Origin of the sequence: Enterococcus sp. DIV2379, from assembly GCF_050542965.1 — a bacterium.
In the GTDB taxonomy this organism is placed as follows: domain Bacteria; phylum Bacillota; class Bacilli; order Lactobacillales; family Enterococcaceae; genus Enterococcus_D; species Enterococcus_D entomosocium.
This window is the reverse complement of sequence record NZ_CP172938.1, coordinates 592,196-607,463: the sequence shown is the minus strand read 5'-3', so window position 1 is coordinate 607,463 and position 15,268 is coordinate 592,196. Positions and strand designations below refer to the sequence as shown.

General features: G+C 33.8%; 10 protein-coding genes. 1 reads left to right on the top strand and 9 read right to left on the bottom strand.

What is annotated here, in order from left to right; all coding sequences use genetic code 11:
* From IGI92_RS02865 to IGI92_RS02845, 5 genes are all read right to left on the bottom strand, one after another.
* The gene (locus tag IGI92_RS02865; protein WP_430607975.1) at window positions 1-1,473 is read right to left on the bottom strand and encodes a TIGR02677 family protein; all 1,473 of its coding nucleotides are present in this window, start codon (window positions 1,471-1,473) and stop codon (window positions 1-3) included.
* 286 nt (window positions 1,474-1,759) lie between these two features.
* Window positions 1,760-2,953 carry an ATP-binding protein gene (locus tag IGI92_RS02860; protein ID WP_430607973.1) on the bottom strand — a complete coding sequence of 398 codons (1,194 nt, stop codon included), beginning with the start codon at window positions 2,951-2,953 and terminating at the stop codon, window positions 1,760-1,762.
* Between the two features lie 194 nt (window positions 2,954-3,147).
* Window positions 3,148-6,255 carry an AAA domain-containing protein gene (locus IGI92_RS02855; RefSeq protein ID WP_430607971.1) on the bottom strand — a complete coding sequence of 1,036 codons (3,108 nt, stop codon included), beginning with the start codon at window positions 6,253-6,255 and terminating at the stop codon, window positions 3,148-3,150.
* A gap of 432 nt (window positions 6,256-6,687) precedes the next feature.
* Window positions 6,688-7,023, bottom strand: coding sequence for a nucleotide pyrophosphohydrolase (locus IGI92_RS02850; RefSeq protein ID WP_086294531.1), 336 nt, complete (start codon window positions 7,021-7,023; stop codon window positions 6,688-6,690).
* Window positions 6,986-8,680 (bottom strand): DUF2075 domain-containing protein, encoded by a 1,695-nt coding sequence (locus tag IGI92_RS02845; protein ID WP_430607970.1) that lies wholly within the window; start codon window positions 8,678-8,680, stop codon window positions 6,986-6,988. The genes IGI92_RS02850 and IGI92_RS02845 overlap by 38 nt, the downstream gene beginning before the upstream one ends.
* An 885-nt stretch (window positions 8,681-9,565) precedes the next feature.
* On the opposite strand from IGI92_RS02845, the gene IGI92_RS02840 reads away from it, so the two are divergent.
* Complete coding sequence (locus tag IGI92_RS02840) at window positions 9,566-9,874, top strand: hypothetical protein (protein WP_008377858.1); 309 nt, start codon at window positions 9,566-9,568, stop codon at window positions 9,872-9,874.
* An 857-nt stretch (window positions 9,875-10,731) separates the two neighbouring features.
* On the opposite strand, the gene IGI92_RS02835 is transcribed toward IGI92_RS02840, so the two are convergent.
* The 4 genes from IGI92_RS02835 to IGI92_RS02820 form a co-directional block, all read right to left on the bottom strand.
* Window positions 10,732-12,450 carry a DUF6119 family protein gene (locus IGI92_RS02835; protein ID WP_422704912.1) on the bottom strand — a complete coding sequence of 573 codons (1,719 nt, stop codon included), beginning with the start codon at window positions 12,448-12,450 and terminating at the stop codon, window positions 10,732-10,734.
* A gap of 62 nt (window positions 12,451-12,512) precedes the next feature.
* The gene (locus IGI92_RS02830) at window positions 12,513-13,484 is read right to left on the bottom strand and encodes a reverse transcriptase family protein (RefSeq protein WP_430607967.1); all 972 of its coding nucleotides are present in this window, start codon (window positions 13,482-13,484) and stop codon (window positions 12,513-12,515) included.
* Window positions 13,471-13,752, bottom strand: a complete 282-nt coding sequence (locus IGI92_RS02825; protein WP_422704914.1) for a hypothetical protein — start codon at window positions 13,750-13,752, stop codon at window positions 13,471-13,473. The genes IGI92_RS02830 and IGI92_RS02825 overlap by 14 nt, the downstream gene beginning before the upstream one ends.
* Window positions 13,753-14,452: 700 nt before the next feature.
* Entirely contained in the window at window positions 14,453-15,262 is an 810-nt protein-coding gene (locus tag IGI92_RS02820) for a DUF4767 domain-containing protein (protein ID WP_422704915.1), read from the bottom strand.
* Window positions 15,263-15,268: the final 6 nt, after the last annotated feature.

Sequence of the window (15,268 nt, the reverse complement as noted above, 5' to 3'; positions counted from 1 at the left end):
TTACTTCATAACAAATTTGAAATCTTCTATTCTCAATCTGCCATCATTCGAAATCAAATCGAAAGAACCATCTAAACGTTTCAATTCTAAACGTTCGCCAAATTCATTCGTAAATAACCCACCGTTGCTCAGGATCCCTTGGGCAAACCACTTCAAAAACGTTCGCCGTATCTCTTGCGGAATGAGGGAATGCTTGCTTGGCTGAATTTCTCCATCAATCAAGTACGTCTTTAAGAGCGCTCGCATTTTTTCTTGCTGTGCCTGATATTCCTGGGTCAATGCGTCTTTTTCTGATTGTTTCATGGTAAATGACGTACTTTTGGTCGATTCTTTGTATTCCCGCACACGCCCTTTGAGGTAATAAACACTAGGTTCTAATTGCCAAATATCACTATAAATATCACTGCTGTCAACTTCTTGTGTCCAATAATGTCGACTGTTTTCAACGCCAAAAACGGTTGCTGATAGTTGATGCGCCTCTGAGAGGGTTGAGCACTCATGGAACCATTTCGCCATATGCAAGTAATCTTTTTTCCGACTAGAGCGCTGCGCCCGCTCTTCCCCCAAATCACGAATCGCACGAGTGATTTTTCGAATCATCTCATCGGTCCGTTGATTTAATAGAGAATATTCCGATAATTGGATGGGGCGATCTATGAACCAATCATGAATGCTCTGAAAGAGTTCCTGCGTTTCAAATAGCTTTTGTTCTGGCGTTTGTATGTCCGCTTCAAGACGAGGACTAAATTCTGGTAATGTACTTAACTGAATCAACCGTTTATGAACCTGATTTTTCTGGGTGAGCAATTCACGGATTTTGGCAGCCATTTGATGTGAGCCAAGAATAAAATCTCGCAAATAGCGGATAAACTTTTCTTTGAATTCTAACAGCTTGCCTCTTTCTGAAGTAAAATCGGCATCTTCTGAACTAAGATAGGCCATATAGTCAGAAGTTGCTTCTTTGACCGTTGTAAAACGACTGACTAATTCTTGCCAGGTATCCATCAACTGCTGTTCATCAAGCTCAGCTTCGATGAATTCTGCTAAGACACGGTGGAGCTTTTCAAAAGAACGGACATCCAGCGAGCCTTTAAACCGTTCTCCTTGATTTTCCAGTCTCATCATCATCCGCTCAATTTCCACACTGATAGGTAAAATTTGGTAGCGTGAATTTCGTCGATTAAATTCTTCAATCGTACGTGGATTTTTCACTTCATAACTCTCGGCGATATTTTTCCACTTGACTAGCTGTTTCAAGTCTTGGGTAAGGTGTTCTTCTGTATAATTCAGAATTGATTGCTCTTGCATAAAAGCAAAAATATCTTCTGGATAAATAAAATCACGCATTCGTTCATGTTGCACAAAGAAATAACGCATAATCATTCGATAGCGTATGTGATTTGTATCTGCTGACAAATACGTTACCTCGGTCATTTTTTTGTAATCAGATGGATCATCAAAAAATTGCGGCATGTTAAAACTCCCTTTATTTTCTCTGGTTTCAGTATAACACGAGCAAATATATTGAAATAGTTGATTTATCACAATAAACGGAAAATATACTATTTCATACAAAAAACCTTGGTTTAGTGTATGGCCGTCCTATGAACGAGGCACCATTAACCTTCTATAACCTATAGGCTCAATAAAAAAAGCCATCAAGGAGATAGCTATGCTCCTGATGACTTGAAATCTTTGCTGTATAAAAATGTTCTTCTGCCAGTAGCTTTTGGTAAACCAGCAACTTGAATGGACTTTTCTATTTCTCTAGCAGCCAATCTGCAATATAAACGATGGGAATACCATCAATTTGTTCGACTTCATAGTATCGTCCCGTGACAACGATTTTTTTGTAGTTGTCTTTGATGTTTAGTAAGTTGTCTGTTTCATGCGTATTGTTAGGCAATTGATAGGCAACCTGAACATAAATCGTTTCATCTAATTTTCGAGCAACAAAATCGATTTCTTTCTGCTCCATTTTGCCAATATCCACACTATACCCGCGACGTAGCAGTTCGATATAAACAATATTCTCTAAACGGTTGCTGTAGTTCCCATCTTTTCGCCCCACGGCATTTCTTCTAAGACCGGTATCCACGATAAAATATTTGCCATTCGTCCTAAGATATTCGCGCCCACGTATATCATACTGTTTCGCACGATAAAATAAGTATCCGCTCTCTAATAGATCTAAATACCTATTTACTGTATGACTGGTTGTTTCAATTCTTTCACTTTTTAGGGTGTTGACGATTTTATTCGTATTCACGAGTTGTCCAACATTGTCCGCTAAAAAACGGATCACTGATTTCAACACAGCTGGATCTTTGATACCTGCTCTTAAGGCGACATCGTTCAGAACAATCGTATCAAAAATACCAGAAAGAATCGTATCTTTGATTCCTTCTTCCGCAATCACAACACTTGGAAAACCACCATACTTTTCATACTCTTCATATGCTGTATCGACTTTTCGTGAATCAGGGTGAATCTCTTTAACAGCCAAGAACTCTTGAAAGGATAAAGGATACATAGGAATTTCAATATATCGGCCACTCAAAAGTGTTGCCAGTTCACCTGAAAGCATCTTCGCATTCGAACCTGTAATGACAATATCGCTATTAAAGCTCACCCGAACACCATTGATCACTCGCTGCCAACCATCGACTACTTGTACTTCATCTAGCAACAAATAAATTTTTTCACCATCTTTAGGCAATTTCTCATGAAGTTTCTCTCGGAGCTTTTCCTCTGTCGTGATCGGTTGGTACTCAAAACTCTCAAAGTTCATGTAGATAATATGATCATCGGGAATGTTCTCTTGTTTCAAGTATTCCTTAAACAAAAGCAGCAATACCGACTTGCCCGAACGCCGAACACCTGTAATCACCTTAATAAAATCTGTATCTTTAAAATCAATTAACCGTTGAAGATATGCTGGTCGTTGAAACAACTGGTTTCGCCCCGTTTCTAAACTTCAATTTTTGTTTTATTTTATCATTTTTTGAAGTTAACTTCAAATTTGATTGTTTTTTTGATTTTTATGAAGTTTGATACTAAAAATATTCGATAGTAATGTCTAACCGAAATAAGTCAGAATAGACTTCTTACCTCCATTCTGACTTTTTCATTCTTATGATGATTTGTTTACAACAGAGGCTTCCTTTTTTCATTGTATTGTTCAAGTAGCTCAATTGTTTTGGTTGCTACTTCACTTCCTAATTGACTGTATAATTTTTTATCACCAACAATATAGAATTCACTCTTTGCTCGCGTCGCCGCAACATTTATCAGGTTGGGCTCTGAAACCACCCACTCAGCCGCGCCTCTACTTCTATTATCCGCTCCTAACACCAAAAAGACGATTTCTGCCTCTTTTCCTTGGAACGTATGAACTGTTCCAACATTGACTGCCTTTCCATTTTCTCGCTTCACGAAATTTATGCTATTTAATTCACGCTCTAGTTTGTATGCAACATTTTTAAAAGGGGTGATGACGTAGATTTCTTTTTTATCCATTATCTCTTTAATTTCTTTTTTTACATAAGTCGCTTGTTCTTGTACGAATTTATCATTCGCTGTGCCAGTGATATCTATCCAGCGACCTTTTCCTTGTATCTCTTTTGGAGGGTTCCCATGAACCATTAATCCATCATATGAAAGTTCATTTGCAATCGTAAACATTGGATTTTTTGATCTCCTGTGTACCCATAACGGAATACCTCGCCATTTTTGAACGCTATTTTTAAAGCCATACTTACCTATGTTATCAATGATTGTTTGAGTTGAAGCGTTTGAAGATATGAAATGCTCACTCACTCGATAATTCTTTCTAATCAAATTTAAAACGTTTGGGTCTACCGTTAGAACAGGTTTGATTTGTGAAGGGTCACCAACCACTAGAATTTTTTTACTTCTAAAAATAGCTCCGACACTTGCCTGAGGTAGTGCTTGTCCGGCCTCATCAATAAATAAATTACTGATTCCTTCTTCTTCAATGTTCGTGAACATTTTTCTAAAACTTGCGAATGTAGTACTAATTACTGGAATAGCGAAATTTACCCACTGCCAAGATTCTTGAACTTTTTTCAAGTCATTTTCTGTTGATCCATTTCTATCGGGACTTTTAAAAGTTCTCCATGCAGTTGAGAAGGATTCTCTATTTTCATAGAGAAATTGTTTCCTTACCTCTAGTGCTTTAAAAAAAAGTTTCGACTGCTTTATTCTAAATTCTTTAGTAAACCATGGATTGGATTTTTGCAATTCTTCATAAGGCTGTGATAAATCAAGTTCCTCAAAGTCAGCTTCCTTCTGCCATTTTCGAATTTGCTCTATTTCCTTCCTAAGCTTATCCAGTTCGTTTATTTTGTTTTGCTGCCATTTATCAAAGATAGGAGTCAATTCTTTCTGATATTTTTCAACATTTCTGATTTCAACTTGATAATTTTCGATCATCTGCATTTTCTGTTTTAACTTAATTTCATAGTCTATTTTCTCAAGAGAAAGTTTTTTCTCTTCTTTTTGTTTTCTATCTAACTCTTCAAGATAACGGTGCACATGATCGTTTTTTAAGAACTTTCTTAGTCGTAATAATCTTGGTTTTTGACTGAATAACTGCTGCTGCTCCTCTTTAATTTTTTCAAAGTCCTGTTGAACCTTTTCTACGTTTTGTTCTAATTTCTTGAAAAGTGCAATTTCCGACTTACTATTTTCTAATAGATTTGTCAATTGAATCGTACAATTTTCAACAGCATGTTTTAACGCTTCCGACTTTTCTTTTTCTTCTCTATTGTACTTTTCTAATAAAGAATGGTATTCATTGATTAATTCAGGAAATTTTTTTATTGTCTCATAGTAATTTTGCCTTTGACTTCTTTCTAAAGCTAACTCTGTATATAGCGATTCAAATTCTTTATACACCATAGGATTTGATACATAATTATTTTTCAAAACGTAATCCATGCTTTGCAACTTATTAAATAGCTGCCTTTGGTTATGTAAATTCCCTCCTTCTGTAGAGAATACGCCCCAATTTTCTTCTGCTACATCATCAGTTTCATCCAACTTTTGATTGCTCTTTTTATTATCCGTGCTTTCATTAGCTATTTTCCAGAAATAATCCACTTCCTTGATAACGTCTTGAAATTCATTGGCTATTTCTTTTAATTGCGGTAATTCATTCACCACATTCTTAAGCGCACCGTTATTGGAACTAGCTACAACGATATTTTTGTCAGAAATGCGGTAAGGCAACATACCAATAAGCTTATTCGTTTTACAAAGTAAATTTTTTTTCAACTCTTTCCGAGTAAGTCCACAAATTTCTTTTGCTTGAATGACAACATGTTCTGCAATGACATCTCTAAGCAATGTAGTTTTTCCAGTACCTGGCGGTCCATTGACGCTTAACATCGTTTCATTTTCATTTAATACTATATTAACTGCTATTTGTTGCATAAACGATAATTTGTGATCAGGTTCGCTTGGAAATCGTCCTAGGGGATAATTTTTGGGCTGCAAGATTTCTTCAAAAATGTTCCCATTGAAATCAACGGATTCTTTATTGCTATTCAAGTTTATTTTATTCCCAGTGTACTCACCAAAATATTGTTCCAGATTCTTTGTTCTTAGTAATTTGGCATTATTCAAATCGTCAATATAAAAAGAATGAAGATTAACGTCATCGTTTTCTAGGTTTTCCAAAAAGGCGTACCGACACTGATTTTGTGGCACTTTATATAATTTAAAAATATGATTAAAACAATCATTAAAATCATCGTTTTCGAATCTAGACGCTAGATCATCACGCAACTGTCTTTCAGATTTGTGGAAATCTTCAGGCAACTCTTTCTTATATCTTATGTATCCGCTGATTGTGAAAAACAGCTTTTCTCGAAGGAAGTTTAAATTCTTGTCGAAGTATAATGCAAATGTAAATTTTTTTGTTTTTCTCGTTTCTTCATAGGCAGATGAAATCTTATATCTCTTTCTTAAGATTTCAACAACTTCTTGAAAATCAAAAATATCAAAAAAGACAACTAAGCCAAATTTATCTTCTTTAGTTTTAGTATTGTAACCTTTTTGATCTTTGAGTTTCTTTGCTTGCTTTTCAATAAACTGCTCAAATAATTGTTTATAGTCTCTGTCTTTAAGACTTGCAAATGACAAATACCTTTTATTTCTTGTATCAATTGTGCCCTCTGCTAATTGTTCAATCGTAATCCAAGCATCTATAATATCTCTTTTTCTGTCCATCACTCACGCTCCATGTAAAAAATGACAGGTCTCTATGTCATCTTTTTACTTACTCTAAAATTTTATTCACCATGCATCATTTTCTTGATATTTTTTTTAGTTTTAAGATTATTATCTTACAGTAGAGTATGTTTTACAATCAGTTTTAATACATATTTTTACAATTATTTAACGTCCAGACCATATTTAAGAGATTCGAGATCTTCCTTAGAGGTTGTCGTTTTGAGCAAGTGCAATGGACGTGGGGCTTATACTGATGAACTTAAATAAAAGATTCGAAGATTATTAGGAAAATAGATTAGTCTTCTTATTCTATTTATTTTTATGAAACATAAAAATCTGAGCCAGAATGAAGTTCATTCAGTCCCAGATTTGATTTTGAACAGCTCATCAGTTCATATTGATAAAGAGACGATTTTTTTGCATATATTCTTACAATTCATTATACTTCTTTTTCGAATCTTTACTTTCTTTCATCGGATACTTCATGTTGTTTTTTTCCAGCTTTTCTTTGATGATCTCATCAATATCAAGACCCAAATTGTCTGCCAGCATATAGGAATAAATCAGAACATCGGCAATTTCTTCTTTTAGATGTTCGAAATCTTGAGTGGCTTCTTCAGGTGTTTTCCATTGAAAAATCTCCAACAATTCGGCGGCTTCGATGGAGATAGAAATAGCTAGATCTTTTTCATTATGAAATTGTCGCCAGTTGCGATCATCTCGAAATTTATTGATCCGTTCCATTGAAGAGGGCTGGTTTTGCATGGTAGGACTGGCTCCTTTCGTTTTGTAGGGTTATGAGTTTTTGGCGGAGATTGGGATTGATTGCATAGATGTAAAGCCCTTTGATTGCTCGCTTCATTAATACATTCAATGAATTAAGGATGATCGTTTCTTTGGCTTTCTTCGTCAATTCTTGGTTCATATCGTCACGTCCCGTAAACGCCCCTTTGTCCTCATATTTATCGATATCGATGACAAGCTGGTCGGTCTCTGGATCGTAATCAACGGAAGGACCAATGACGACTCCTACATTGTTTAAATCAAAGCCTTGGACGGTGTAGATTGAACCGACTTCACTGATTGTATCTGGTCGCTCCGCCCATGTTCGCTTCGTATCGGTCGTATTCCATGGCAGGTTGATCCCACCAGGATCTACAAGATATGAAGCTCCGTCTTTCTTATGAACATAATCGAATGTTGAGATGATCCGTGACAGACCTTCCTTTTTATCGAGAGAAAAGATTTTATTCTTCAACGCATCATGGGTTTCCATAATCTGAAGCTCAAAAGATGCTGTTGATTCTGGAATCGGTGTTACACGTTTTTCTACGATATCATCGATCCATTGAATAATTTGTGGACTACTTTTCATTCTTAATTGATCTTTTAGCTGAAAGCGAGAAGCATTGTACCTTTTCTGAAACTGATCCAATTTGTCCTGATCCCAATAACTTTTGATTTTCAATACTTGCTTCGGATCAAAGATACAAATCGTGATTTTTGCTCGCTTGATAATCTCTTCTAGTTGGTTTTCATAGTGAAAACTGTTATAGCTGTCTTTCTTCGTTAAAAGCAAATGGGCCTCATCCACAATAACGATGTCTGGGTGCAACTTCTGATTATCTGTTTTATTAATAAAGGAAGTTGGCTTTAACATATGATTCTTTTTTAAATTTGGCAAACTTTCTGCCATTGTATGGTAGGTTTTTAACATCTCTGAATGGTTGACTAGCAAATAGTTATCAGTGCCTTTTAATACAGACTCTGACTTTGTATAGTCTTGAAGGGTGTTATAGAGCGATGCCAATAGGACGCTCTTTCCCGTTCCAGCTTCTCCTTCAATTATTAAGACTTTTTGTGTTTCATCCTGCTGAATCGCTTGTTTACAGTACTCAATAATTTCAAGTTTTATATCTAACTGTTCTGGCGTCAATTCTTTAAAAGGGGATAATTTATATACATCTTTGTTGCGAATCGTATCGATTGAGTGCTTCGCCAATTGACGCCTTTGCAATTCTTCCCATAACTCTTGGAAGACCACTTCATCATAATACTCTTTTTCATAATACTGATGCATCTGTACCTGTCTTGTTTGACTGACGTTTTGTAACTGAAACTGCTCATCCCCAATGAAGTGATTGATCAAATTGGTTTCGATATTGTAGGTCGCTGATTGATTGAATTTTTCATGTCCAATCAGCAAGACTTCTTTAATTTCTCTGCGCTTAGAGTTATTCAAGTGCTGCTTCAATCGTTTATTCACTTGAACCGTTTGACCAATGTACGCAACAGGTCTTTTCTTTTCATTTCGGTTGTAGAGTATGTAAACGACTGGGTACTGATCGATATATGCCGTCGTTATGCTAGATAGCTCACCTTTCTTGAAATGATGATCTTCTATGATTAGTTGGTTGGTCATATTTTAGAGTCTCCGTTTAGTGTCTATTCCATTAAGTTTATTTATTTTAGTATATCATTGCATATTTTGCTCTTAAAGCATTAAAGACAAAATTGGTAATTTTTTGTTTTAGCAAAATAACCATTATCTAAAAAAATCGCTGTTGATTAATCTACTAATTTCGTCCAACGTGCATACTTTGCTAATGATTTAATAGACTAACTTATTATCCTGAAACTCTTTTCAAACGAATCCTCTCTAAGACGTTCTAAAATAAATAGCTGAAAATCCCATTTGACAATTCATTAAACATCCTCTGTTTAGGATATTTATAAATTGTTTAGTAAATTAAAAGAATTTATTTTTTAATATTAAAACAAATAAATATTTTATAATTTTAATTTAACCAAATCATTCAATATGAGATAATCATTTACGAAAGGATGATTTGATGAACTATACAGTTACCAGCCTAAGACATCTGCGGATCGCTCAAATTTCTTTGTTAACATACTATATTTATTTAGCCGTCCATGACAATATTTTCGAAGCAATTCCATTACTGTTAATCAGTGGTATTTTAGATCTCGTGTACCCGCCAGACTACGCAAACCAGTCATTTTGGTTCCCTTATAAAAAGAAAACAATATTTTTAAAAAGCAACAATTTGTTTCTGGAAAGAGCTCTAGAAATCTTAACCACAATTGTTCTTGGTATTTTCCTATCTCTTGTTTTTTAAAGGAACAACTTGTGATTGTTGGTTCCCTTCTACCCAACAACTGAATTATTTTTCTATTGCTCACTATTTTATCCATTTGTCTATTAAAATGGATTTATTAAATGAATAACGAATCCTTGACTGTTGAGATGACGCTAGTATTTAATCGAAAGGAAAGGTGATTTTTTATGAAAAGAATTTGTTTTGTCTTAGTTTTGAGCAATGGATTATCTTACACACCATTAACTCCAGGTGTTCTTTATCAAAGAGACACAAGCCTCAAAGACTATTTTTCACCGTTTTACGACGTTTCAATCAATTATCTGAGAGATAAAGATACTGTTGATTACTTGGTCCTTCCTGAGCCATTCGCTCCTTTTGATAATGAAAATAACCTCCCCATCATAAAAGTTCCTTCTAAATTTTTTCTGACTAAAGATTTTGAAAAAATTAAGGATTACATTGATGACTACTTTAAAGAAAACGATGCTAAGTAATACTAATCTTCGATCGTTTTAAGCTCTTACTGATTGATACCGTTATCAATCAGTTTTTTTCTTCGATTTGCCAACTTCTTTTTGGACGAGAAAACAGTCCGAATATTCTAAATCTATTACTTTACGATAAAATTATTCCAATTATTAATAAGGTAGTATTTATTAGGTGGCTCTCAATTAGTCGTATACTTAGCTGAGGGTACCACTTGCTTGACCACAAAATTCAATGATCGAATACGAGTTAACGGTTTTAAATTTACTTAAAGGGGATTTAGTTTTGACAGACGAAAGATGGTTCCAAATAAGGAAAAGACGAAAAATAGAATTATATGTTTGTCTTTTAGTCGTTTTACCAATGGTCTATGGGCTATGGTTCAACATAGTTTTTCTTGTACAATATACTGCACTACTTTTTTGTATCGCAGTTTTAACAACAATTTATGAACTCGGAAAACTATTAATTGATAAAATTCGAAGAAAAAGGTAGCAATGTTCAATCTATATTTTGTAGGTTGGACATTTTTTCTTGAAGGAATTTAATAACAATAAGCCTAAAGAAGATACAAAAAGGAGCACTCCTTAGAGTACTCCTTTTTTATTATTAAATGGAAAACAGTAAGATACTAATCAAGTCAACAGAGCTCTGAAAGTAGTGGTATACACCTATTACCCCACAGACCCTTCCATATTGGAATCGACTTCTTAACCAGTGTCATTGAGTGTCAAACTAAACAATTAAGATGATTCATAGAAGTACAATTAGTCAATATTTAGCAACAATTATCAAATTAGGATGGTCAAAATCTGGTCAATTTTGATGTGTTATTGGGAGCAATACTTAATGTAAAGTCAATCTGCTAAGTTTGACTTTTTTTATTAACTTGAAGATCTTTCCCCATGTAAATTTTTGGTGTAAAATTATTTTCCAATATTGAACTATACCAATCAACAATTTTTAATTTTAGTAAAATTGAACCTATTTGATTGAAATCAAATTGTCTTTCATCCGCCATTTTTACATATTTTTCTGTACTTTGTAACCATAACACGGAGGAAATTCTAGAATCTAAAATTTTTCCAATAGTTGGTTTCTGAATATTAGGAAATTTTTCCTTATCTTCATAAATATTTCTGTCATTGTATTTTAGTAATTCTTTTTCTACATCAAACTCAGTAGTATTTCTTAGTAGCTGAACCGACAAAATAGATTGCTCAAAACTATACATACTATTTGATGTATCCATTCCCCTTTTAATTGCTATTAGCTCTTGGGTATCCCTTTTGTATATATCTGCTATTTCTATTGGAACTCCATTATAATTAATATTTCTTTGGTGCAACTTTATATAGTTTTTACCCTCACTTAACTTTTCAATGTATCCGCCTTCTCCTTTTAGGCGTCCTTCACCAGATATATAAGGTATATTAAACTCATCATTATACTCTATTGCTCTATTTACCTCTTCCAATTGTTTCCTTAATAATTCTGAGAATTTGTCGTTAAAATACCCCCAATATCCCGAATCTAGAGTATATAGCATACTCTCATACTCTAATTCACAATAAATCCACTCTTTTAAAGGACGACTTTCGATTACGTGGTACTCATGATTAGTTACTCTAATTTTTATGTCTGTTAAAGATGTTATTATTTCCTTGTTCTTACGAATGTATTCTACTATAGCACCATCATAAGGTTCTAGCTCTTCTTTGGTTTTTTGCAAATGGTTGCTTATATATATTTCTAAATGATTGTTTTCTGAATATATATTAATTGAATTGTTTACTAAGTGTATTTTGCTTACATCCAAAGCTATGCCTATTTCATCAGTATTATCAACTATCTTTTTTACGACTTCCTCATCCAATAACTTTGATAATTGAGATTTTTTTGCAATCCTTTTCTTTCTTGGTAAAATGGATTTATTATCCTTTAAAGTTAATGCTTCATCTACATTTTTTAGCAATTCAGACAATTGATAAAATCCTTCTGTACTATTTATATCAAAATTTTTCGAAAAAGATACACCAGTTCCACAATCAATAGAATTTCCATAAAAATCAAAATCTGGTTTTCCACTTACATAAGCATAGCTTTCACTCGCTTTAGGAAATTCTCCTTGGTCTTTCTTATAATTAGTAATACCTTTCATTTTATTTTTTTGAATGTAACTAACATTTTTTAAAGTGATATGTTCATTTTTTATTGTCTTTTCAGCAAACTTCAAACCAAATTCTTCATCAATAATTTTTTCAAGAACTCTAAATCCTTGACTTAATGAATGTGCGTATAAGTTATTCGGAGTTTTTAGAATAATAACTGCATTATACTGATATAGAGTATCATCAAAAATATTATGTTCTTCGTAATCCTCTTTACTAACATTAAAGAATTTCAATAGTTCGGAAAGCCAGTTTACCCGCTCTTTTTCATGACTTTCAAAAAAAAGAAACATTTCTAAATTATTTTGTGGCTCAACTCTACTATCACCTATTTGTATATAATTATTCTCACTAAGTAATCTAGACACCTCATCGAAATCACTTGTTTTACATTTAGACAGTATCAGTTTCATTTTTCTCCTCCTTAAGATTAGAACAACCCAAACTCTATTTTTAATTATTGTCTTCAATATTTCTAAAGTATAACTGCTTCTTTTTTTTTCTCTACAGGCACATCAAACTTAGTTCTCACGTGGCGTAATGTATTATTATAGTGTTCAAGGTTTCTTTCCCGTTCTATTGACTGAATCGCAGCTAGACACCCCTGTAGTCTATTGCATGTATCAATAAACTCATCTTGAGTATATTTAGTCGGCTCCTTGTCCATATCAAGCAGTAATCTATAATAATCATACATCTTCTTATGAAGCTTTTTAGGAGCCTTTTTAGTATCACCATGAATAATCACTCCTGTGACTCTTGTATGATTACATATTGTTAATCTTGTTTTTTTCTTATTGACCTGTAAACCATATTTTTCTATTATTGCAACTGCTTCTCTCCGCTTATTAGTATGAATAAACTTATCGGATGAAAATGTAAAGTCATCATAGTAGGCTGAAAAAGTAAAATTATTACGTTTAGAAAAAGCATCTAATTCTTCGTACATTTGATGATAGGATAAAAAGCTTAGCATAGGACTCGTTGAGAATCCCTGTGGCAAAAAACGCTCGTCACCTTTTTTTACTGTTGTCAAATTAGTTAAAATTTTTGCTATATCCTCTGACTGAGACATAGTATTATGAAAGAAGCTATAAACATACGAATCCTTTGTGCTAGGGAAAAAATTAGTAATATCTAGCAACAACAAATACTCTTTCTCTAAATGTCTGCTTGCGTTGTCCACATAACCAACCAGAGGAATACCTCCGTATACGTAATCGGGGAAACCTATATAACTTAGTCCCTTCACAATATTTTTAAGTGCTCTTTTGTGAGCTTCTGAAGGATTGTAAAGCTCTCTCTTTTTCCCATTTACTTTCTTAAAAAATGGTGCCACTTCATAATAGCTATCGACATTTTTCAAGGTTTTCAGCTCTAACTGTATTAGTTCTGACAAGTATTTTTTATTTGATATACCGTATAGCCTAGATTTAGTAAAATCCATAAAAAAATCTCCTTCTTTTATAAGAAAGAGATGAAGCCAAGTTTTCTAAGAAGTTGCACACTTCAATTAGAAAAGGCAAGACTTTATACAGAACGCCTAGAACGAATCCTAGAACCATTATTACGACTTTGAAAGCACCAATGATGCCTTGAATTTCTGCAATAAGCTTGAGACAATTAAAAAAGCTCAAAGTTCCATTTTTATATGTCCGTTGTTTAAGCCACTGTTTAACCAGAACAATTTTAGACACTTGCTTATTTTTGCTCATGACATTTACCTCCTATAATTATTTAGGTCATTAAGACCCTCCCCTGCGTTATAATTATAGATTTAGAAGTTAAACAGTCTTGTTAACGCTTCACTCTTACTTAGCTAACAACTTTTATTAGCTTGATTAAATCCCCTGCTTCTCACTGAGTGATACAACACAAAGTCGTGACATCATAGACTCATACTATAGTCCAGATATGCGTAATCCTGATATCAAAACAAATTTTGACGTCAATAGAACATACAGGGGCTTTTTCATACCGCTATTGTTTTGTATAATAGCAAATTTATTTGCAGGGAACTCTAGGTAATTGTTCTAAATTAATAATATCACACTGGTAAAAAACAATCAATATAGCGTTTTCTTTTTACTATATGAAATATTTGCAGGTCTGTTTCATTTGCAATAACCCCCACAAGTATGTAGTACTTTTTAAGGATTTTCAGCCAAAAACTATTTTTCGTTTCATTTACATATGAAACATAGAAACCCTTGTATATCAATGTTTATAAAGCTGTATTTCATTTCGTTTCATGTATCAAAACTAATTAACCTTTTGCAAAAGTCAAAAAAAGAGTACCCCAAGTGAGCACTGTAGCTCATTTAAAGGGCACCCTTAGTACGGTCACAAAACAACGGGGTGGGGTTCTCTATCCTATTCAATTCCTTGTATGATTCTACCGAAGATATGATTACTTTAAGTTGGTTTTCCATCAATCAGAGTAAGAGTGTACTCCGTTTCCAGCGGCTCTTTTAAGCTTACTGTTATCCCTTCTCCCACCTTCTGCTGAACAGATAGGCTAATTGCTTTCAGATGTTCAATTGCTTCTGATATAGCTTGCTGATCATTTGGAATAGACTCATCAACATAATAAGTAATCCTTGTACCATTGCCATCATTTTCAGTCGTTAGATAGCCTTTATAAGGTAATTGACCATAGTTGCTGATGAAGTAGCTGAGTTGTTCATCTTTGGTAAAATTTGATTTAGCATCATCAAAAGTTACACTACTATTCACAATATTACTAAAACCATCTCTAAGCTCTTTATTCTCTGTTTCTTTAAAGTATAAATAATTATTCGGATTCCCTTGATTCTGGCTAGTTATTAACACTTTGGGTACTCCTGAATTAATGGTAAAGAAATAAACATGCTTCGATAAATGATCTTGTGCCTCTGCATCCGAATAAACAGCTACTAAAGAATAACCTGATTCTTCTTCACCACTTTCTGACCAATTTAAAACTATTGGCGTATTACCAATAGCCGCCTGCCACTTATTGTTATTCAGAACCGAGTCAGGGAGTTGCAAACCGTATAAATCAACATTATTATTCGGACTGTATTGTTTATATGTCTGATTCATGGTTTGTCCCCAAGTACTCATAAAGTCATTAAGCTTTTTATCCTCACCAGCATTCCATAACATTTCATCAACTATCTTATCTTCTGTTGAAGAATTACTGACAGAGCTCTCTTTTACAGAACTAAGACTGCCAGATGTCACTAAGAG

Coding starts and splice junctions, on each gene's coding strand:
- IGI92_RS02830 (WP_430607967.1), bottom strand. CDS start 13,484: ATGGATTTTACTAAATCTAGGCTATACGGTATATCAAATAAAAAATAC.
- IGI92_RS02865 (WP_430607975.1), bottom strand. CDS start 1,473: ATGCCGCAATTTTTTGATGATCCATCTGATTACAAAAAAATGACCGAG.
- IGI92_RS02825 (WP_422704914.1), bottom strand. CDS start 13,752: ATGAGCAAAAATAAGCAAGTGTCTAAAATTGTTCTGGTTAAACAGTGG.
- IGI92_RS02840 (WP_008377858.1), top strand. CDS start 9,566: ATGAAAAGAATTTGTTTTGTCTTAGTTTTGAGCAATGGATTATCTTAC.
- IGI92_RS02835 (WP_422704912.1), bottom strand. CDS start 12,450: ATGAAACTGATACTGTCTAAATGTAAAACAAGTGATTTCGATGAGGTG.
- IGI92_RS02855 (WP_430607971.1), bottom strand. CDS start 6,255: ATGGACAGAAAAAGAGATATTATAGATGCTTGGATTACGATTGAACAA.
- IGI92_RS02845 (WP_430607970.1), bottom strand. CDS start 8,680: ATGACCAACCAACTAATCATAGAAGATCATCATTTCAAGAAAGGTGAG.
- IGI92_RS02850 (WP_086294531.1), bottom strand. CDS start 7,023: ATGCAAAACCAGCCCTCTTCAATGGAACGGATCAATAAATTTCGAGAT.